Genomic DNA, 17,067 nt, shown 5'->3' with positions numbered 1-17,067 from the left:
TCATCCCTCCGTTCCGAGACGGGTGACGTCGCCGCCCAGGCGTACGCGGATCTTCTCCTGCAGCCAGGTCAGGAAGTCGTCGCCGCCGGGGTCGTCGAACCCGATCTGCAGGCGGCCGCCGCCGGCCGTCCGGTCGAGCAGCCCCTGCAGCTTGGACAGCGGCAGCACGGCCTCCTGCTCGGAGCCCTCGCCGATCATGGCCAGGGTCGGGCCGGTGGTGATGCCGCCGGAGGCGAGGTAGGGGATGTAGGGGACGTGCGGGATGTTCACGCCCGGTACCCGGTTGGCGCCCGAGATCAGGCTGTTGATTCCGCCGATGGCGCTGTTGATCAGCCCGATGGCTCCGTTGAGGGCTGAGCGCAGGCCGGTGGTGATGCCGCCCCACATGCCACTGAGGAAGCCTCCGATGCGGCGTACGGCGCCGGACACGTGGTCGACGGCCGTGTTCCATGTCCGGCTGATCCAGCCGGTGATGCCGCCCCAGTTCGCGATGATGATCCCGAGCGGCGCGAAGCGGAAGAAGATGTCGGCAATGAAGCCGATGGCCGTCCTGATCCCGGAGACGACGGTGTCCCACAGGCCCTTCAGCCAGGACCAGACCGCGTTGAAGATCTTGATGGTCCACGCCTTGATGGTGTCCCAGTTGGCGATGATGACCGCGGCCAGGGCGATGACGGCGGCGACGATCAGGGCGATGGGCCAGATGGAGATCAGCCACGCGGCCGCCATGGTGATGGCGCTGATGGTGGCGGAGGCGGCCATGGCGATCCAGCTGCCCACCCACGCCGCGGCGGTGGCGACGGCCGACGCGACGGCGGTCGCGGCGGTGGCGAGGGTCTCGGCACCGAACAGGGCGAAGGTCCCGACCAGACCGAACAGAGCACTGCCGACCTGCGAGATGACGCCGAGCCAGGAACCCATCACGCCGGCGCCGACGACGTTACGCTGGGCCTCGTTGAGGTCCAGCTGCGCGTTACTGGCGTCGATCGTCGCCTGCTTGCCGTCGATCTGGGCCTGGTTGTAGTCCTCGGTGGCCTGCTTGCCATCGATCTTGGCCTGCGTCGCGTCGGCGTCCGCCTGCTCCAGGTCGATAGCGGCCTGCTGGGCCTCCAGCGAGTTCGGCCCGAACTCCTTGACCGCATCGTTGTAGTCCTGCTGCGCACTCTTCTGGTCGAGCAGGGCCTGCTTGAGATCGATCCCGGACTGGACCCCGTCCAGCTGTGCCTGGTTGGCGTCGATCTGGGACTGCTTCATGTCCTCGTTGGCCTGCTTGACGTCGAGGGCTGCCTGGGCGACGTCGTTCTGGGCCCGCGCCAGGTCGTCGGCCCGGCGCTCTCCCGTGTTCCACAGGTCGACAGCGCCGTCAACGATGTCGCCCATGCTGGCGAACGCGGCGGACGCCCCGAGCGCCCCGATGCCGACCTTTTCCATACTGCCGGTCAGACCGCCGGCCTGGCTGTCCGCGTCGCCGAGGGCGCCGTCGGCGGAGGACGCCGCGTCCTCCAGCGTGCCCAGGCTGCCGGCCGCGTCGTCGATCGTCGCGGACGTGTTGCCCATGTCCGCGGCGATCTCAATCCTCACCTCGTCCGCCACGCTCCTCACCTCCCATCGAACGGTTGATGCCGCGGATCGCCGCCAGCATCTGTTCCGGGCTCTTCTTCTCGACGCCGTAGGGCACCAGGAAGTCCGACACGGTGAATCTCCGGCCGCCCTTGCCCCGGTTGGCGTTGGCGATGGTGGCCGCGATGGTCGCCGCCTGGATGTCGCCCCGGCGTCGGCCGAGCGGGCCGGTGATCCTCTCGAACGCCATCCACTCGGTCAGCTCGGCCGAATCCAGCCGCGACTCCAGGTCGGCCACCGTCATCCCGAGATGCTCCGCTAGCCGGAAGCGGAAGAGCCGCTCTGGGCGGCGCCGGAGTTTCCCTCGGCGTCCTTCACCGCGAACCGGCCCATGCCCGAAAGCTCCTGCACCTTGGCCGCAAGCCGCTCGATGACGGCCCCGTCCTTCTTGCCCAGCTCGCCCGCCGCGATCTCCTTGTTGGTGTAGAGGCGCTCGAAGTTCTCATCGACCATGGACATGCCGACGAGCTTCTCGCGGTACGCCTTGAGGGACTCGACCTTGAGCTGCGGCGTCTGGCCGTTGGCAACGACCGAACCTGCCTCGATGTAGCCCCGGTCGGCCGCCGACAGTGCCATGAGCCGGACCTCGCCGCCCCACTCGGGAACGTCGAGGTCCTCCCACTTGCGGTCCACGGCCGCGTTGATCTGCTGCTTGCCCAGAAGTGCCATCGCCCTGTCCCTCCCCGTCAGGCGCCGGTCGCGGTCAGCGTCGGCTTGCCGCTGATCTTGAAGGTGACCTTGCGTTCCATCTTGTCGTCGTGGGGGAACTCGTCCCCGACGTCGGTGATGAGCCCCGTGAACTGCCACGTCCACTCGTTGGTGGTGCCGGGCAGCACCACCACCTGGTAGTCGCGCAGGCCGTCTTCCTCGAAGTCGTCGTCCAGGGCCTGGTGGCTTGTCGCGGACGGGTCGTAGTTGATGGTGATCTCGACCTCGCCGCCGTCCTTGAGGCCCTTGGTGAACTCCCGGTACTTGTCGGGGGAGTCGTGGGCGGTGACCTCGATGGCCTCGCGCGACCTCGACGGCCCGGAGATGTCTTCGACGTTGGCGATGGTCAGGAACGAGCCGCTGCCCGTGGAGTCCCTCTTGAACTGCGTGCCGAATGCGTCGAGCCCGGCCATGGCGTCCTCCTTGGCTTCTCCGGCCCGGGGCCGGGATGGGTGGTCAGGTGGGAGCGACCTCGGTGCCGATACGGAACGACATCGGCACATGCCGGATGTCGCCCGGGGGCTCGGGGTCGGTGAGGGTCTGCTGCGACACGAACCGCGTCCACGTCCACACGTAGCCGTCGACGGTCAACGGATGGTGGTCGAGGACCTGCAGCACCCGGGCGGCGATCGTCAGGGCCTCGGCGTAGCCGCGGTACTTCGACCAGATGTGCAGCGTCTGCAGGACCTCGCTGCCGAAGCGGTCGTGGGCGTTCGCCGGCGTCTCAACCGACTCGCCGAGGTGGATGTAGGGATACGGCTCGTCCTCGCGCACGAAGTCCTTCACCCCTTGGACGAGGCCCATCAGGGTCTCGTCCGCAGTCAGCGCGGCCAGGACCGCGTCACGTACGGGCAGGGCGGCCAGGCCCGGCACGGGTGCTGTCATCGCAGGACCTTCCGCACCTCGTCGCTCAGGCGCGCCCGGTAACGCGGGCGCTCGGCTTCCAGGGCCGGGTGCAGCGACGGTTGCGCCGGCCGGCTGCGGGTGCCGTACTCCAGGAAGACCGCGTAGTAGTCGTCGGGGTTGAACCACCCGACGTCCGCGACCAGGCCCTCCTCCCGGTAGCGGATGTCAACGGTGTCCTTCAGGTGGTGGCTGTCGCGGCCGCTCTGGTCGACCGGGACCAGGCGCTGGACGTCGTCGCGTACGGCCTCCGCGGACTCCTTCACGCCCTTGGCGAGGGCCTGCTTGATCTCGTCGGGCAGGTCCTGCAGCCGCTCGCGCAGCCGGGCGATCCCGGTGATCGTGACGTGCGCTCGTCCCCTGCGGGCCACGGTGTCACCCCCCGCGTCGTAGGTGCTTGCGGATGATGCGCAGCTCGGCGGCGACGGCGAGCATCGCCCACACCTGGCGCTCGTTGAGGGGTAGCCGTGCGTCCTCGGCGCGCTGCTTGCACTCGTGCGCCTCGGCGCCCACGTACGGGCGCTGCGGCTCGACCGGGTCGGCCGCCATCAGCTGGTGGCCAGTTCGAACGGGCGGACCGTGACGGAGGTGGCGGCGCTGTAGGCGACCGCCACCCGGCCGAGCGCCCCGCGGAAGACGTTGGTCAGGGGGATGATCGCGTGCTTGCCCGCTGCCACGGCGTAGGTGGGGTCGGCGATCGCCAGCCCGGACACCGTGCCCGGGGTGGTGAGCGTGACCGTGACGGACGAGCCGCTGCCGTTGTTGACGTAGAGGAAGCGGTTCGGTCCGACGAGGGCGGTGTCGCCGCCGGCGTTCGCGGCCGTCGCCGCCGCGGCGACGTCGACGAGCCCGGTGGCCACGGAGATCTTGGTGGTGGTGAGGTCAGCCATCGGGCTCCCCTTCGGTCTGGATGAGCAGGGACTGCGCCTTGCGGTAGCGGGTGGAGGACGGGGCGACGACGTGCCGCACCGTCCAGGCCTCGCCGGTGGCCGGGTCGCGCAGCTCGTCGAGGCGGCGGACGTCGGCGCCGGGCATCAGGTAGATGTCGTGGGTGTTCTCGCCGGCGGTGGCCGCGCCGGTGCCGCCCTCGGAGGCGCCGGGCTGGTCGACCTTGGCGGCGACCGGGCCGGGCTGCAGGGCCAGGGCGGTGGTCTCGCCGCCGTGCCCGTCGTCGGCCGTCTGGGGCCGCCACACCTCAAGCTGGCGGTTCAGCCAGTGGCCGATCACGTGCGCGCCTTGTAGCGGCCCAGGGCCTTCCTGTCGGCCCCGGAGAGGACCATGCCGAGGGCGTCGGCGGAGAACGCGATGGAGTGGTCGCCCAGGCTCTCGCTGCTGGCGAGCAGCGGGTTGGCCCAGGCGCCAGCCGCCAGCCGCAGCGCGATGCCCTTCAGCACCTTGGGCAGGGGGTCGAAGCCTGCGGTGTAGAGGACCTGGACGGACCGGTCGTGGGTGGGCCACCACCCGTTGACGCGGGTGAGGATGCCGGCCGCCGACCACGTGTAATCGTGGTCGGCGCCCTGGACCAGGTCCTCGTCGGTGCCGCTGTCGTTCAGGATCGTCACCGAGGTGACGGCCGTGACGGGCCAGCGCGGCAGGACCAGCTTGTGTGAGCCGGTGCCCGGCACGTCCGGCCACGGGTCCTGCCGGGTCGGGCTGTCGAGGACGACGGTGTCGGTGGACTGCTCCAGGGCCTGGCCGGTCTCGTCGTCGATCACGCCCTCGGCGAGGTCCAGGAGCAGCACTGCGGTGGCCTCCTGGTCGGCGGTGAAGGGCGGGAGCCGCAGCAGCAGCCGCAGTTCCTCAGCAACGGCGTATGCCACGGCTCCACCCCTTCCCTGGGCTCACGCCCCGCCGTCGCCGTCGCCGTCGCCGTCGCCGTCGCCGTCGTCGTCTGCGTCGGCCTCGCGGCGTGCGAGCTCGGTCGTGATCGCGTCGAGGATCTCGGCCTTCTTCGCGGCGTCGCCGAGGTCGATCCCGTGGTCGGCCGCGTACACGCGCAGCTGCTCGACGGTCCGCTTCTCCAGCGGCTTGTCGCCGTCGCCGTCCGGCACGGGGTCGGGGTCGGCGGCCGCCAGGTCCTCGTCGGCGCGGACGGCGTAGCCGCCCTCGAGGAGTTCCCGCGCGCGGGCGCGGCTGCACTGGCCGGGGACCTCGTAGGTCTTGCCGTTCTCCAGCGTGCCGTCCGGGTGGGCGGACAGCGACTTCATCGTGATGCGCATCAGTGGCTCCTAGGCGGGCAGCTTGCGCGGCTTGCCGCGGACGACGGTGGCCGAGCACAGCAGGGTCGGGGTGGTGCCGGTCGCCGCGGTGATCGCGGCGCGCAGGTAGCGCTTGATGCCGCGGTAGCCGACCTCGACGACGGCGCCGCCGGCCGTGACGGCGGCGGGCTGGCCGCTGTCGAGGTCGGCGGCCGCCACGGCGGTGAAGCTGCTGTTGTCGCTGGACTCCTGGACCTCGAAGGTGAACGACGGCGTGGTGCCGCCGATCGCGCCGAGATCGAGGACGACGGTCGCGGCGTCGAACCCGGTGAGGTCGACGCCGGTCCCGTTGACGGTGGTGGTACGGCTCGCCGGGGCGAGCGACTGAGCCACGCTGATGTGGCTCTTCAGATCGGTCCTGCTCATGAGATTCCTTCCGGATCAGGTGGTGCCGACAGGGGTTCCGGGGCGGTGCCCGATCAGGTCGAGGCCTTGAGCCGGACGAACGGCTCGGACATGACGGGCATGGCGTCGGTCTCCAGCCGGCCGATGAACCCGACCTGGTTGGCCTCGGCGTAGAGCTCCACCAGGCGCTGGATGTCCATGGAGAGCGCGTCGACGATCCAGTAGAACGAGAAGTCGCCGATCATGCCGACGTAGTTGCCGTTGGTGAAGGTGTTCGGGACGTACTCGTTCACCTCGTACGGCACTTCGAGGATGACGTCCGGCCGGTCGGCGGCGAGCCCGGGCTGCCACACGTACTGGCCGTTGTCGTCCTTGAGCTTGCGGATCAGCCGGATCGCGTCGCGGTGGAACAGCCAGCGGGCCTTGTTCCAGTACTGGCTCTTGAGCGTGTACTTGGCGTCGATCAGGCCGTCCGCGGTGAAGCCGGTCGCCAGGCCGGTGACGACGTCCCGCGACGTCGGGATGCCGTCGTTGGAGGCGGTGAACAGGCCGAGCGGCTTCTTGTTGCCGTCGCCCGTCATGAACGCCTTCTCCTGCGTGATGGCGAACTTGTACTCCAGCCGCGCCCGCACGATGGTCTCGGGGTTCATCGCCGCGCGCCGCAGGAGCGTGCGGGAGATCTTCACCCGCTTCGCGAGCGGGTTCGGGCGCAGCTCCCGCTTGCCGAACCGCAGGCTGTCGTCCTGGCTGCCGGTCGCGAGCTCCGACGTCCAGTCCGCATCGGTGAGGTCGGTGTCCAGCGTCGGCACGCCCAGGGACTCGGCGGTCGTGATCTGCTGCACCGTGCCCAGGCGGCGCAGGGCCACCATGTCGTCGACGTTCTGCAGCAGCTGCTGCACGAACTGCTGCGGCGCCATCAGGAACCCGCCCTCAGGGTCGCTGCCGGCGTTGAGGACACGCACCTGCTGCTCGCTGAGCGCGTGGCGCCCGTTGAGGAGGTAGGTGCGGAACGCCTTCAGCTGCGCGTCGCCGCGCTGGGCGTCGTCGGGCAGGTCGTCGAGCTGGTCGCGGTCGTCGTCCAGCAGCTTCTCGGCCCGCTCGATCGTCGCGTCAAGCTGGTCGCGCTCGTCCATCAGAGCGTCGAAGGACTGGTTCTCTTCGGCGGTCATCGCGCGGCCGGCGTCGGTCGCCGCCGTCATGATCGCCTTGGCGTCGGCGCCGAGCTTCGTGCGCTTGGCCTTCAGCTCACGGATCTTCAGGGTGGTCATGTGCTCCGTCCCCTCCTGGGTGTGGGTGTGCCGCCCGGTCGCGGGGGCGGGGTCAGTGGGTGATGCCGGCCAGCCGCAGCAGCCGCGCCTCGTGCGCGGCCGCGGCTGCGCGGGCCTCGTCGTCGGCCTCGTCGTCCGTGCCGCCGGCGGCGTCGAGCAGGGCGTTGAGCGCGGTCACGGCGTTCTGGACGAGGGACTTGTTCGCCTTGGACAGGACGGCACCCGCACGGTGCGGGCCCATCAGCTGGGCCATGACGGCCTGGGCGAAGGCCTCGCCGCCCGGGCCGCCCGCGGCCAGGGCGCGGGCCAGGGCGAGTTCGTCGGCGCGGCCGGACTCGACAACCGCGTTGGGGTCCATCGGCAGCGGGACCGCCGAGACTTCGAACAGCTCCCAGCCCTCGGGGGTGCCGGCGTCGTCGATGTTCCAGACGTCGAACCCGATGCTGAAGGCGTTCATGTACCCGCCGCGGTACTTGCGTTCGACCTTGCGCGCGAACTCGTCCTCCTGGTCGAACAGGAGGTTCATCTTCAGCGATTCGCCATCGATCCACGTCTTGTCCGAGCGGCCGATCGGCAGGCCGTCGCGGCCCCAGTACGAATGCCCGTAGCCGAGCACGGGGTTCGCCTCGAAGCGGCCGAGCTCGGCGCCCTTCATCGTGAGGTTGATGCCGTCGCCCTTGCGGCCCTCGGTCGCGGCGACGATCGTCAGCGGCTTGCCCGCTGTGTCGTCGCCGCCGTTGTCGTCGGCGCGCAGCACGTAGCCGCGCATGTAGTGCCGCTGGCCCTTCATCGGTCCCTCCCTGGGGTTCGGATCTGGCGGTCGCGCGGCGGCGTCTGCTGCCGCTGGCCCGGCTCGTCGAGCGGTTCGAAGCGGGCGGTGTTCCTGCCGCATGACGCGCCGCGCTCGTGCCACCAGGCGCCCGAGCGGCCGCGCTCGGCGCGCTGCTGGCAGGCCGAGCAGCGGCCCGGCTCGATCAGCGGCCTCATACGACCGGCACCAGCTGGCACTGACAGCCGGCGTGGATGGGCGGGTGGAAGGTGTTGCGCTTGGCCACGTACTTCTCGTTGTCCTCGTCGCCGTCGAGCTCGTCGCCCTTGGCGATGAACGGGACTTCGATGTCCGTCTCGCGGCCGTCGAGCTTCGTGCAGTACGGGCAGTGCGCCGAGCCCTGCGTCACCCACTTCAGCGTGGTGACGCCGGCGTCTTTCCACGTCTCGCGCGCGGCCGCGTTCGGCAGCTGGCTCGACTCCCACCGGGCGGTCTGCTCGGGCCGCTCGGTCTGCCACTTGATGAGCCGGGCGGCGACGTCCTCGGCGACCTGGTCGCGGTCGCCGTCGCCGTCCTCGGCGATCTTCCGCAGCTGCCCGAACGACGTGGCCAGCCGGTAGGCGACGTGCCCCAGGACGTACCCGTGCGCCCACGTCGACAGGTCGACGTCGTCCTCGTGACCGACCTCCTCGGCGGCGTCGACGGCGACGTCCGCGGCGAAAGCGGTGAACAGCGGCAGCCACAGCGCGGTCATCCGCTCGCCGATCGGCCCGTCCTCGGCGTACAGGGAGCGCAGGGCGTTGACGAACGTCCACACCGAGCGGTGGCCGCGGCCGCCGTCCTCGGGCAGGTGCTCGTCGAGGAGCTCGCCCACCTTCTCCCGTTCGAGGTCGGCCACCTCCTGGTCGGCCTCGGCGATCTTCGGCGCCCAGGCGTCGGCGAGGTTCGCGCGCACGCGCGCGCCCCGCCGGCCGGAGATGAGCCGGGCCCGCTGCAGCGCGGCCCGCTCCGGCTCCGGCAGCGCGGCGCGCCCGCCCGCGGGGATCATGTTGAGCGGGATCAGGTAGGCGTCGCCGCCGTCGACCGGGTTGAGGTTCTCCTTCTCCCGGACGTCGTTCGCCGACAGCCAGCCCCATTGACGGCCGATGGCGTAGGCCTGGTAGCGGGCCATGGTGTTGCCGCGCAGCAGCGCGTCGACCAGGTGCTCGGGGAAGTACCGGGCGCGCTCCTCGGGGAGGAGGAGCTGGGTGAGCACGGCCTGCTCCCACCGGGTCAGCCATGCGGCCAGCGCGGACGACACGTAGTCGAGCTGCTGCTCTTCGATGTTGCTGAAAGTCGCCCGGTCGAGGTCGCCGATCTTGTGCGGGGGCAGCCGCAGGTAGCGGGCGATGTCGGTGACCTGGAGCTTGCGGGTTTCCAGGAACTGGTTGGCGTCGTTGGGCAGACCGACGGCCTGCCAGGTGACGCCCTCCTCCAGGATCGCCACACGGTGCGCCCGGTCGATGCCGCGGTGGATGTTGTCCCAGTCGTCGGCCATGCGCTTACGGGCCTCGGGAGACAGGTTGTCGGGGTGGGACAGGACACCGGCCGGGGCCGCGCCGTTGCTGAAAATCTTCGCGCCGTAGTGCTCGGTGGCCAGGCCCAGCCCGATGGAGTTCGCGGCGTACTCGACGACGGAGTAGCCGCGCAGGCCGTCGTAGCCCAGGCCGTTGACGTAGAACACCTCGCCCGGGGCGAGGTTGCGGTAGATGCCGTTGGCGTCGTCGAGGTACTGGAACCAGCGCTCCGCGCGCCCGTTGCCCATGTACCGCACGCGCGGGTGGAGCCGGTCCGGCCGCAGCGGCCAGAGCTCCTCGATCACGCCCGTGCGCGGGTGCGTGACGACGTACGCGGCGCCACCGCCCCAGGTGAGCGCGTGGCCTTGCAGGGCCTCCTTGAAGGCCATCGCGGTCATCATGTCGTTGGGGGCGTCGTGCAGCAGCGGGAACAGCGGGTGCCCGGTGGCGCGCTGCTTGCCCCGGGCCAGGCGCTCGTAGAGGAAGAACGGCAGCAGGCCGAGGTCCTCGGCGATGACGCGCACGCCGGCGAAGAACGGCGCGTAGGTCAGGGCGGTCTCGTGGTCGACGCGCACCCCGGAGGAGTTGGCGGTGCCGCCGGAGAACCAGTCGACCACCCACTTCTCCGGGGTGGCGACGCCGGACAGCGGGCCGGCCGTGGCCCGGGCCACGGCCCGCAGCGCCGAGCGGACGATCCCCACTACCGCTCACCCCCCTGCGTCTTGATGAGCTCGCGCGTGACGTCGGCCTTCTCCCGGGCGACGGCGCCGACCAGGCCGACGCCCAGCACGAGGGCGCCGGCCACGGTCAGGCCGAGCCACGGTGCGAGCAGGCACAGCCCGGCGCAGACCAGCAGCACACCGAGCAGCACCAGGACGTCGAAGCGGTCCACCCGTCACCTCCTAGGAGTTCAGGGCCATGCCCTGGGATTCGTAGACGGACGGCTTGGGCATGCCGCGCATGGCGCCGTCCAGGGCGAACAGCAGGGCGGGGATGCCGTCGATCCGCTTGCCGGTCTTGTCGCGGTCGGGCTTGACCGGGCGCTGCCGGTCGGGGTCGTCGCGCGGGCTCTTCTTCTCGACGACATCGGCCATCCACCGGGCGACGGGGTTGCCGAAGTGGCGCAGCTCGTCGGCCTTCAGCCGGCGCATGAGCTCGCCCATGGGGCCGGTCATGCGCAGGTAGGTGGTGTCGGACTCGATCATCTTCAGCCGGGTCCGCTTGACGATCGCCTGCCGTACCGGCTCACCGCTCCACTTGTCGTAGGTGATGTCGACGATCCGGAAGGCCTTGTGGTCGGCGGCGACGTCGTCGTAGATCCGGTCGTAGTCGATCGTGTCGCCCTCGGTGGCGGTGATCCACCCCTCGGCCACCCACTGTGAGACGCGGCCGTTGGTGTGCTCGTCGAGCTGCTCGACGACGGTCTCGGGCAGCCAGAACCGCCACAGCACCGACCCGTCGGGGAAGGTGAGTGCGAACGCGGTCAGGTCGAGCTTGCTGGAGAGGTCCAGGCCGCCCCAGCAGCGCTGTCCCTTCAGGCGGCCGCGGATCCAGTCCGGGGTCGGCGCGACCTCACCGATCCGCGCGTCCCACAGGTCCATGGCCAGCCAGCGCGTCACCTGGCTCACGCGCTGGTTCAGCCGGAACTGGCGGAACGCGTTCTCTTTGGACAGATCGTTGCGGGCCTCGGCGGCGTCCTGCCGCAGGGCCGCGACCGCCAGGAACGTCCCCAGCGCGGGGTTGGGCCACGCCCAGTTCGCCTCGTCCCACGGGTCGGTCGACACGGGCAGCTCGGGCCGCGCGGGGAACAGCCGCCACAGCCGCTCAAGGTCGTCGACGGTCCGCGGCATCTTCCGCACGAACGCGAAGTGATGCGCAGCCCGGGCCGGGTCCTCCATGACCCGGTCGGCCTCGTCGATCATGTCGGCGCCGAAGCTGGTGCCGTCCTTCGTCTCGGTCGTGATCGCCAGCATCAGCGGCTGGTGCCGCGCGCCGGCCCCAGTCACCATCGCGTCCCACAGCGTCGCGTCCGGCTGGCTGAGGACCTCGTCGAGGATGAAACAGTGCGGCGAGTGGCCGAGCTCGTTGTCGGCGTCGGACGGGATCGCCTCGTAGTGGCTGGACGTCTTCTCGTCGACCAGGCGGCGGATGTTCTTGATGTGCGTCAGCCGCTTGGCCAGGATCGGCGACTTGCGCATCATCTTGACCGCGGGCTCGAACACCTTCCCCGCCTGGCGGGTGTTGGCGGCCGCGCAGTAGACCTCCGCGGACTCCTCGCTGTCCCCGCACAGCATGTACAGCGCGATGCCCGACAGCAGCGCGGACTTGCCGTTCTTGCGGGCCATGACGATCGTCGCGCGGGTGTAGCGGCGGACGTAGCGGCCCCACTGCTCCGACCAGTGGACCTCGCCGAACAGCGGCCGGATGATCTCGTGCTCCTGCCACGGCGCGAGCTCGAAGCGGGTGTTGGCGAGCGCGCCGGCGGGGTGGATGAGCAGCTCGGCGAAGAACTTCACGACCTTGTCGGCGCGCGGCTCGCAGTAGTGCGCCCCGCGCCTGCTGCAGGTCTTGCCGTCGAGGGTGTACCCGCACACCCCACCGCGCCGGCTGTTCGGCCGCCAGCGCTTGTTGTGGTCGACGCGCAGCACGCGCCGCCTGGTCGTGCGGCCCGGGCGGGTGGCGGTCTTGGCTCGGGCCGGGCGCCGTGTCGGTGCTGCCGGGGACATGGCGCCTCCACGGGTGGGTCAGGACAGCAGCCGCTCGGCCCCCAGCCCATCGCCCTCGTTCGGGATCTTCAGGCCTGCGCGGTCGGACGGGGTCAGGCCGAAGCGGGCGCCGTAGGTGCGGACCTGGGCATCGGCAGCGTCGAGGGCGAGCAGCCACGGGTTCTTCCCGCGGCGTGTCCCGGTCTCCTCGCCGTTCTTGTTGAAGACCGGCATCTCGACGACGGCGCCCTCCTCGTCGACGTGCTCGGCGGCGTCGCGCCGGCGGGCGACCGCGTCGCACCAGGCGGCGAACGCCTCCACGTCCCAGGCGGTCAGCACCCGCTTCGCCTCGAGGTCGGGGGCGTAGGCGTCCCAGACCTCCAGGGCGCGGTCGCCGAGCCAGTCGGGCGCGGCGATCTCGCCGGCGGACGGCTGCGGCTCGTCGGCGTTGATCCGGTCCTTGCGGTCGCCGTGCAGCACGCGCAGCTGCGTGGGCTTGGGCGCTGGTCCCCGCTTGCCCATGATCACCTCCAGCCTTCACGGCAGTCACAATCTGTTACGGCGGGCGGTCCCGGTACGGCGGATCCGGAAACCTGTCAGCGCGACACCGGGCTCCCCCCCGCGTTCCCCCGTCCCCCTCCCCAGGAATTTGAGGCCCCCTCCCCCGTCACGCTCCGTCAGAACGGCGGCGCGTCGTTCCACCCGGCCGGCTGGTTGCGGCCGGTCTCCTTGGAGTGGCAGGGGTGGCACAGGCCTCGCCCGTAGTTCGGGTTGTGCTCGTCCAGGCCGCGCGCCTGCAGCTCGCGCTTGGACAGCGGGTGGTGGTCGGCATGCTCGGTGGGCGCACCGCAGGGCGAGCCGTGCCCGTGCTCCTCCTCGGTGCACACACAGCTCGGGTGCTTGGCCAGGACGCCGGCGCGGAAGCGGTCGCGGTGCTCGCGCCCATAGCCCTGGGCCGTGGCCGAGGGGCGGTCACGGCGTGAGCGGCCCAGGCAGTCAGCGCACTTGGCCGAGCCCCGTACGGGCGTGCCCGGGCACCCTGTCGTCGTGCACGGGCGAGGTGCTCGCGTAGGCATGGTCAGCCGAGGTCGACGGGGAAGTGGAACACTCCGACAGCCCGGGCGCCGCACTGCTTGGCGAACGCGTTGAGGGCCTCGGGGCGGGACCGCAAGGCGTTCGCGGTCTGCTCGTCCAGGTCGTCGAGGATCAGCGCGAACGGCGGGCTGGCCGGGGTGCTGTCGAGCGTGGCGACCTCGGGGCAGGCAGCGGGGAACTCGATGATCTGTAGGCGTGCCATGGGGGCTCCTGGGGCGGTCAGGGCTCGGTGCGGACGGGTGTGCCGTGGTCTGCGAGCAGGCGCATGCGCCCGGGCAGTGTGCTGCGGGGGATCCACCCGGAGGAGTAGCCGCAGTTGCACACAGCGATGGCCAGGCCGGTCTTGCGTGCTTCCATCCAGTGACGGCCCTCGTCATCTGCTGCGGGGGTCGGCCGACGCTCGATCTGGTTGAACAGGTGCAGCATGTGGTCGGTGGCCCATTCGTCGGCCGGGACCGCCGGGGTGATGACGTCGACGTGGTGCGCGGCGTCTGCTCTGCCGTACGTCTCGCGCCAGCGGGTCTTGATGGCCTCGACCTCGGCCTCGCTCAGGGGCGCGGTGGGCGTGGCCCGCCAGTCCTCCAGGAGTTCGAGGGTGAGGGCCTGGTGCTCGATGCTGTAGCCGGTGATCCGGTAGAGGACCTGGTCGGCGATGTTGACGGTGTCCGGGGCGTGCAGGCTGATGAAGCCCCGCTCCAGGAGCGCGCGGAGGCTGAGGAGGGCACAGGGCGGGGCGTGGCGGACGGTGACACCGTGGCCGAGCTCGCGGGTGATGTAGATCTCGCCGGGGGGCTCGCTGCTCACGCGGAGGCGTCCTTGCTGTCGGTGTCCTCGGTGGGCCAGGTCCAGCGGTATCGCCATGCCTGGTCGGGGTGGTCGGGGTCGGCGTCGGGCAGGACATCGGCATGGACCAGGGAGCAGCGCCACTCCGGGGGACGTCCTGGTCGTACATGACACGGACGTTGATGCTGGTGCCGGACCAGGTACGGGTGACCAGGGCGGGCGCTGTCTGGGCGCCGTTGTTCTTGAGCGGGTCGACGGCGACCAGGACGACGTCGCCGACTGTGGCGGTACGGGCCATGGGGTCCTCCGAGGTACGGGATGGGTGCGGCCCCGCACCTGGGTGGTACGGGGCCGCTGGCGGTCGGCGCCGGGGCGCCTCAAATGGGTAGCTGCGGGATCAGCGCTGGGTCATGTCGAGGTCGTTGAGGGTCCAGGTGTCGTTGTCCTTGGTGGACACGGTGCACACGTAGGCGGAGCGCACGATGGCGCCGAAGCCGTTCTGGCTGTCGACCACTCCGGTGACCTTGTACTTCCACGGCTTGGTGTCGCTGAGGGTGGTGGTCTTGGCGTAGTCGGCGTCGGTGACGCCGGGGAAGTCTGCGGTGGAGGGTGACTTCAGGCGCTGCTTGACGAAGTCCTCGCAGATGATGGCCGCAGCGTGGTCGCCGGGTTTGCCGTCTCCGCCGTTGCTGCTGTCCATCATCGCTACGGCGATACCGATGACGCCGGCGATGAGGGCGAGGATGATGACGCAGCCGATGGCGACTTGCTTGGGGTTGTTCTTCGGCGGCTCGGGCGCGGCGGGTCTGGGCGGCTCTGGGTGCGGCTGTTGGCTCACGGTGTCCCCCCGGGGGTGTTGAGGCTGAGGGGCCATCATGGGGCGGGGTTGAGTGCCGTGGTGGGGTTGTGACGGTGCTGTGACGGGGTTGTGGCCCGCTGCCCGGGCGCTGTCCGTACGACGGGGGCCGCACCGAACCGTGGTCGTACGTCCCGGGCAGCGGGGGCTAGTGGGCGCCGATGCCGACGAGGCGCAGGGCGCGGTTGCGGGTCTTCTTCTCGGCGCGGGCGAGGTCGGGGAGGGCGTAGAGGCGGCGGCCCTGGTCGTCGAGGCCGGCGGGTGTGAGGTGGCCGCGCCGTACCCATTGGCAGATGGCGGAGACGCTGACTGCGGCGGCGTCTGCGCTGATGCTGCGCCGCCATCGGGTGGCGAGCTCGGCGGCCTGGGTGCCGGTGTAGAGGTCGGGCATGGTCGCCTCCTCCCGGGTGCGACGCAGCCCCCGGCGGGCACGTGTGTGGTCCGGGGGCTGCCGCTATTCAGTTGTCCAGCACACCCGTGGGCACACGTGTGCTGTTGGCACCAGGTTGACGCTAAGTGGCGATCTTGTCCAGCGGGAACACGCCGAAGGGGTGTCAGGCGGCCGTTTCCTGGTGTGTGGCCTGGGCGGCTTTGAGGAACCGGGTGGCGTGCTGCTGGTAGTCGTCGGGCGTCATGTTGTGGCCGCAGCCGGTGCAGTGGATCTCCCATCGTCCGTCGGTGCGGGCGAGGGCGAAGTCGTCGCAGACGGGGCAGGGTGCGGCGCGGGGGTGGCTGCGGGGTTCGGTGTGGGTGAGGCGGCGGACGCGGTGGATGAGGTCGTCGAGCTGCTGGTGGAGCTCGGCGGCCGCGGGGACGGTGAGGGTGTACGGGAGGTAGGCGGTGAGCCAGGCGCACCAGGCGGTGATGCTGTTGCCGCCGGTGGCCTGGGCCTGCTCGCAGGGGCCGGTGTGTTCGGTGCCGTGGCGGTCGCGGTGGACGGCGGGGTAGGTGTAGGCGATGTGGCCGGCCCATCCGGCGAGGAACGGAACGATCGGGACGGTGCGGTCGGTGTCGTCGTCGGGTGCGCCGACCGGGCCGGGGTGGCCGGGGCCGAGGAGGACCAGGACGCGGAGGTCGACGGGGACGGGTGAGTGCGCGCGGCCGGTGCCGCCGATCCGGCCCTGGCCCGGGGCGGCCGCCGGGGTGAGTTCCTCGGCGAGGAGGCGGGCCTGGCCGGGGAGTTCGGCGAGCCAGCCGCGGATGTCGTCGGCGCACAGCGGGCACAGGTGGTGTCCGTCGGGCGCGGTGCGCGGGCAGATTCCGCAGGCGGTCATCGGTCGACGCTCTGCAGGATGGTGAAGAGGTGTTCGATGTCGGCGGCGGTGAGACGGTCCCACTCGCCGAGGGCGTAGCGCAGGCGGGCGTCGATCTGGGCGGCGACGGCGACCTTGGTCCAGTCGACGGCCATGGTGCGGGCTTCGTCGGGGGTGAGTTCGGCCTTCATGGAGCCACGGCCGACATGTACGAGGGGGTTGCCGGTGCGGATGCCCGCGACGGCTTCGATGCGCAGGGCGGTCTTGCCGGTGGGCGTGGGGCGTGCGGTGCGGATGTCGAGGAGCATGTGGCCGGCGGTCTGTGCGTCGACCTTGAGGGTGGTGCGGCACCAGTCGAGGAAGGCGATGTCGGTCTCGGCGTGGGTGGCCGCGTTCATGAGGTCGCGGGCTGTGGTGACGACAACGTCGGGAGTGAGGAGTGTCTGCACGGCGAGGCCCCAGTCGAGGAGGCAGGCGGGGGTGCGGGTGCGGGGGTCGAGGGTGGAGCGGATCCGGATGTCGTGGGTGTGGTCGTCGGTGCGGGCGCAGCAGGGGGCCATGATCGTTCTTTCCGGCCGGGGCGGTTCGGCCATTCGTACTGGCGGGTAGGGGTCGGGTCTCGCGCGCGCATGCGTGCCTGCGATTGCGCGCGCACGATCGCAGGCGCGTACGCGCGCGCGAGGCGGGGTCAGTGGGGGCGGCGGATGTCGAGGGCGTGGTAGCGAGCCATGAGGGCGGGGTGTGCGGTCTCGGTGCACAGGCCGGTGCAGCCGGGTGGGCAGACGGCGATGCAGGTGGGGTGGGTGTCGAGGGCCCGCAGGGCGAAGGCGGGGTCTGTGGCGATGTGGTCGGGGTGGCAGGCGATGAGGGCGAGGACGCGGCGCAGGGCCTGGCGCTGCTCGGTGTAGGCGTCGAGGAGGGCGTCCACCGCCGGGGGGTTGCTCATGA

Annotated in this window: 27 protein-coding genes; all 27 read right to left on the bottom strand. The window is 71.0% G+C overall.

Features of this window, described 5'->3' with window-relative positions; translation table 11 throughout:
• Complete coding sequence (locus U5640_RS36415; protein WP_340382335.1) at positions 1-1,593, bottom strand: hypothetical protein; 1,593 nt, start codon at positions 1,591-1,593, stop codon at positions 1-3.
• On the bottom strand, positions 1,571-1,864 hold the full coding sequence (locus U5640_RS36410) for a DUF4035 domain-containing protein (protein WP_340382334.1): 294 nt from the start codon (positions 1,862-1,864) through the stop codon (positions 1,571-1,573). Before U5640_RS36410 ends, U5640_RS36415 begins: the two co-directional genes overlap by 23 nt.
• A gap of 14 nt (positions 1,865-1,878) precedes the next feature.
• Positions 1,879-2,289: a hypothetical protein gene (locus U5640_RS36405; RefSeq protein WP_340382332.1), complete on the bottom strand. Its 411-nt coding sequence runs from the start codon at positions 2,287-2,289 to the stop codon at positions 1,879-1,881.
• A 17-nt stretch (positions 2,290-2,306) separates the two neighbouring features.
• Complete coding sequence (locus U5640_RS36400; RefSeq protein WP_340382330.1) at positions 2,307-2,741, bottom strand: phage tail tube protein; 435 nt, start codon at positions 2,739-2,741, stop codon at positions 2,307-2,309.
• A gap of 43 nt (positions 2,742-2,784) precedes the next feature.
• Positions 2,785-3,213 carry a DUF3168 domain-containing protein gene (locus U5640_RS36395; RefSeq protein WP_340382328.1) on the bottom strand — a complete coding sequence of 143 codons (429 nt, stop codon included), beginning with the start codon at positions 3,211-3,213 and terminating at the stop codon, positions 2,785-2,787.
• Complete coding sequence (locus U5640_RS36390) at positions 3,210-3,602, bottom strand: HK97-gp10 family putative phage morphogenesis protein (RefSeq protein ID WP_340382326.1); 393 nt, start codon at positions 3,600-3,602, stop codon at positions 3,210-3,212. The genes U5640_RS36395 and U5640_RS36390 overlap by 4 nt, the downstream gene beginning before the upstream one ends.
• A 4-nt stretch (positions 3,603-3,606) precedes the next feature.
• On the bottom strand, positions 3,607-3,780 hold the full coding sequence (locus tag U5640_RS36385; RefSeq protein WP_340382324.1) for a hypothetical protein: 174 nt from the start codon (positions 3,778-3,780) through the stop codon (positions 3,607-3,609).
• A complete protein-coding gene (locus U5640_RS36380; RefSeq protein ID WP_340382322.1) occupies positions 3,780-4,121 on the bottom strand; it encodes a hypothetical protein in 342 nt (113 codons plus the stop codon). The genes U5640_RS36385 and U5640_RS36380 overlap by 1 nt, the downstream gene beginning before the upstream one ends.
• Positions 4,114-4,458, bottom strand: a complete 345-nt coding sequence (locus U5640_RS36375; RefSeq protein WP_340382320.1) for a head-tail adaptor protein — start codon at positions 4,456-4,458, stop codon at positions 4,114-4,116. The genes U5640_RS36380 and U5640_RS36375 overlap by 8 nt, the downstream gene beginning before the upstream one ends.
• Complete coding sequence (locus tag U5640_RS36370; RefSeq protein WP_340382318.1) at positions 4,455-5,051, bottom strand: hypothetical protein; 597 nt, start codon at positions 5,049-5,051, stop codon at positions 4,455-4,457. The genes U5640_RS36375 and U5640_RS36370 overlap by 4 nt, the downstream gene beginning before the upstream one ends.
• A 21-nt stretch (positions 5,052-5,072) precedes the next feature.
• Entirely contained in the window at positions 5,073-5,450 is a 378-nt protein-coding gene (locus U5640_RS36365) for a hypothetical protein (protein WP_340382316.1), read from the bottom strand.
• Between the two features lie 9 nt (positions 5,451-5,459).
• Complete coding sequence (locus U5640_RS36360) at positions 5,460-5,855, bottom strand: hypothetical protein (RefSeq protein ID WP_340382314.1); 396 nt, start codon at positions 5,853-5,855, stop codon at positions 5,460-5,462.
• A 53-nt stretch (positions 5,856-5,908) separates the two neighbouring features.
• Positions 5,909-7,102, bottom strand: a complete 1,194-nt coding sequence (locus tag U5640_RS36355; protein ID WP_340382312.1) for a phage major capsid protein — start codon at positions 7,100-7,102, stop codon at positions 5,909-5,911.
• A 52-nt stretch (positions 7,103-7,154) separates the two neighbouring features.
• Positions 7,155-7,892, bottom strand: a complete 738-nt coding sequence (locus tag U5640_RS36350) for a hypothetical protein (protein WP_340382310.1) — start codon at positions 7,890-7,892, stop codon at positions 7,155-7,157.
• Complete coding sequence (locus tag U5640_RS36345) at positions 7,889-8,089, bottom strand: hypothetical protein (RefSeq protein ID WP_340382307.1); 201 nt, start codon at positions 8,087-8,089, stop codon at positions 7,889-7,891. Before U5640_RS36345 ends, U5640_RS36350 begins: the two co-directional genes overlap by 4 nt.
• On the bottom strand, positions 8,086-10,128 hold the full coding sequence (locus tag U5640_RS36340; protein ID WP_340382305.1) for a phage portal protein: 2,043 nt from the start codon (positions 10,126-10,128) through the stop codon (positions 8,086-8,088). Before U5640_RS36340 ends, U5640_RS36345 begins: the two co-directional genes overlap by 4 nt.
• The gene (locus U5640_RS36335) at positions 10,128-10,319 is read right to left on the bottom strand and encodes a hypothetical protein (protein ID WP_340382303.1); all 192 of its coding nucleotides are present in this window, start codon (positions 10,317-10,319) and stop codon (positions 10,128-10,130) included. Before U5640_RS36335 ends, U5640_RS36340 begins: the two co-directional genes overlap by 1 nt.
• A gap of 10 nt (positions 10,320-10,329) precedes the next feature.
• Positions 10,330-12,153 carry a terminase TerL endonuclease subunit gene (locus tag U5640_RS36330; protein ID WP_340382301.1) on the bottom strand — a complete coding sequence of 608 codons (1,824 nt, stop codon included), beginning with the start codon at positions 12,151-12,153 and terminating at the stop codon, positions 10,330-10,332.
• 18 nt (positions 12,154-12,171) lie between these two features.
• Positions 12,172-12,654, bottom strand: coding sequence for a phage terminase small subunit P27 family (locus U5640_RS36325; protein ID WP_340382299.1), 483 nt, complete (start codon positions 12,652-12,654; stop codon positions 12,172-12,174).
• 155 nt (positions 12,655-12,809) lie between these two features.
• Positions 12,810-13,019 (bottom strand): hypothetical protein, encoded by a 210-nt coding sequence (locus U5640_RS36320; RefSeq protein WP_340382297.1) that lies wholly within the window; start codon positions 13,017-13,019, stop codon positions 12,810-12,812.
• Positions 13,020-13,210: 191 nt separating this feature from the next.
• Positions 13,211-13,429 carry a hypothetical protein gene (locus U5640_RS36315; RefSeq protein ID WP_340382296.1) on the bottom strand — a complete coding sequence of 73 codons (219 nt, stop codon included), beginning with the start codon at positions 13,427-13,429 and terminating at the stop codon, positions 13,211-13,213.
• A 17-nt stretch (positions 13,430-13,446) separates the two neighbouring features.
• Entirely contained in the window at positions 13,447-14,031 is a 585-nt protein-coding gene (locus tag U5640_RS36310) for a hypothetical protein (RefSeq protein WP_340382294.1), read from the bottom strand.
• Between the two features lie 376 nt (positions 14,032-14,407).
• Entirely contained in the window at positions 14,408-14,848 is a 441-nt protein-coding gene (locus U5640_RS36305; protein ID WP_340382292.1) for a hypothetical protein, read from the bottom strand.
• 166 nt (positions 14,849-15,014) lie between these two features.
• On the bottom strand, positions 15,015-15,257 hold the full coding sequence (locus U5640_RS36300) for a MerR family transcriptional regulator (RefSeq protein ID WP_340382290.1): 243 nt from the start codon (positions 15,255-15,257) through the stop codon (positions 15,015-15,017).
• A gap of 163 nt (positions 15,258-15,420) precedes the next feature.
• On the bottom strand, positions 15,421-16,140 hold the full coding sequence (locus tag U5640_RS36295) for a hypothetical protein (RefSeq protein ID WP_340382288.1): 720 nt from the start codon (positions 16,138-16,140) through the stop codon (positions 15,421-15,423).
• Positions 16,137-16,679 (bottom strand): hypothetical protein, encoded by a 543-nt coding sequence (locus tag U5640_RS36290; protein WP_340382286.1) that lies wholly within the window; start codon positions 16,677-16,679, stop codon positions 16,137-16,139. Before U5640_RS36290 ends, U5640_RS36295 begins: the two co-directional genes overlap by 4 nt.
• 128 nt (positions 16,680-16,807) lie before the next feature.
• The gene (locus U5640_RS36285; RefSeq protein WP_340382284.1) at positions 16,808-17,065 is read right to left on the bottom strand and encodes a hypothetical protein; all 258 of its coding nucleotides are present in this window, start codon (positions 17,063-17,065) and stop codon (positions 16,808-16,810) included.
• Positions 17,066-17,067 lie beyond the last annotated feature (2 nt).

It is taken from the genome of Streptomyces sp. SS7 (genome assembly GCF_037993025.1).
Taxonomy (GTDB): Bacteria; Actinomycetota; Actinomycetes; order Streptomycetales; family Streptomycetaceae; genus Streptomyces.
This window is presented reverse-complemented; position numbering and strand designations above follow the sequence as displayed.

Bases quoted from the DNA above. Each gene is read 5' to 3' on its own strand.
- U5640_RS36315 (WP_340382296.1), bottom strand. From the start codon at position 13,429: ATGGCACGCCTACAGATCATCGAGTTCCCCGCTGCCTGCCCCGAGGTC.
- U5640_RS36405 (WP_340382332.1), bottom strand. From the start codon at position 2,289: ATGGCACTTCTGGGCAAGCAGCAGATCAACGCGGCCGTGGACCGCAAG.
- U5640_RS36380 (WP_340382322.1), bottom strand. From the start codon at position 4,121: ATGGCTGACCTCACCACCACCAAGATCTCCGTGGCCACCGGGCTCGTC.
- U5640_RS36345 (WP_340382307.1), bottom strand. From the start codon at position 8,089: ATGAGGCCGCTGATCGAGCCGGGCCGCTGCTCGGCCTGCCAGCAGCGC.
- U5640_RS36290 (WP_340382286.1), bottom strand. From the start codon at position 16,679: ATGGCCCCCTGCTGCGCCCGCACCGACGACCACACCCACGACATCCGG.
- U5640_RS36410 (WP_340382334.1), bottom strand. From the start codon at position 1,864: ATGACGGTGGCCGACCTGGAGTCGCGGCTGGATTCGGCCGAGCTGACC.
- U5640_RS36395 (WP_340382328.1), bottom strand. From the start codon at position 3,213: ATGACAGCACCCGTGCCGGGCCTGGCCGCCCTGCCCGTACGTGACGCG.
- U5640_RS36300 (WP_340382290.1), bottom strand. From the start codon at position 15,257: ATGCCCGACCTCTACACCGGCACCCAGGCCGCCGAGCTCGCCACCCGA.
- U5640_RS36325 (WP_340382299.1), bottom strand. From the start codon at position 12,654: ATGGGCAAGCGGGGACCAGCGCCCAAGCCCACGCAGCTGCGCGTGCTG.
- U5640_RS36295 (WP_340382288.1), bottom strand. From the start codon at position 16,140: ATGACCGCCTGCGGAATCTGCCCGCGCACCGCGCCCGACGGACACCAC.
- U5640_RS36365 (WP_340382316.1), bottom strand. From the start codon at position 5,450: ATGCGCATCACGATGAAGTCGCTGTCCGCCCACCCGGACGGCACGCTG.
- U5640_RS36360 (WP_340382314.1), bottom strand. From the start codon at position 5,855: ATGAGCAGGACCGATCTGAAGAGCCACATCAGCGTGGCTCAGTCGCTC.
- U5640_RS36355 (WP_340382312.1), bottom strand. From the start codon at position 7,102: ATGACCACCCTGAAGATCCGTGAGCTGAAGGCCAAGCGCACGAAGCTC.
- U5640_RS36400 (WP_340382330.1), bottom strand. From the start codon at position 2,741: ATGGCCGGGCTCGACGCATTCGGCACGCAGTTCAAGAGGGACTCCACG.
- U5640_RS36385 (WP_340382324.1), bottom strand. From the start codon at position 3,780: ATGGCGGCCGACCCGGTCGAGCCGCAGCGCCCGTACGTGGGCGCCGAG.
- U5640_RS36350 (WP_340382310.1), bottom strand. From the start codon at position 7,892: ATGAAGGGCCAGCGGCACTACATGCGCGGCTACGTGCTGCGCGCCGAC.
- U5640_RS36285 (WP_340382284.1), bottom strand. From the start codon at position 17,065: ATGAGCAACCCCCCGGCGGTGGACGCCCTCCTCGACGCCTACACCGAG.
- U5640_RS36330 (WP_340382301.1), bottom strand. From the start codon at position 12,153: ATGTCCCCGGCAGCACCGACACGGCGCCCGGCCCGAGCCAAGACCGCC.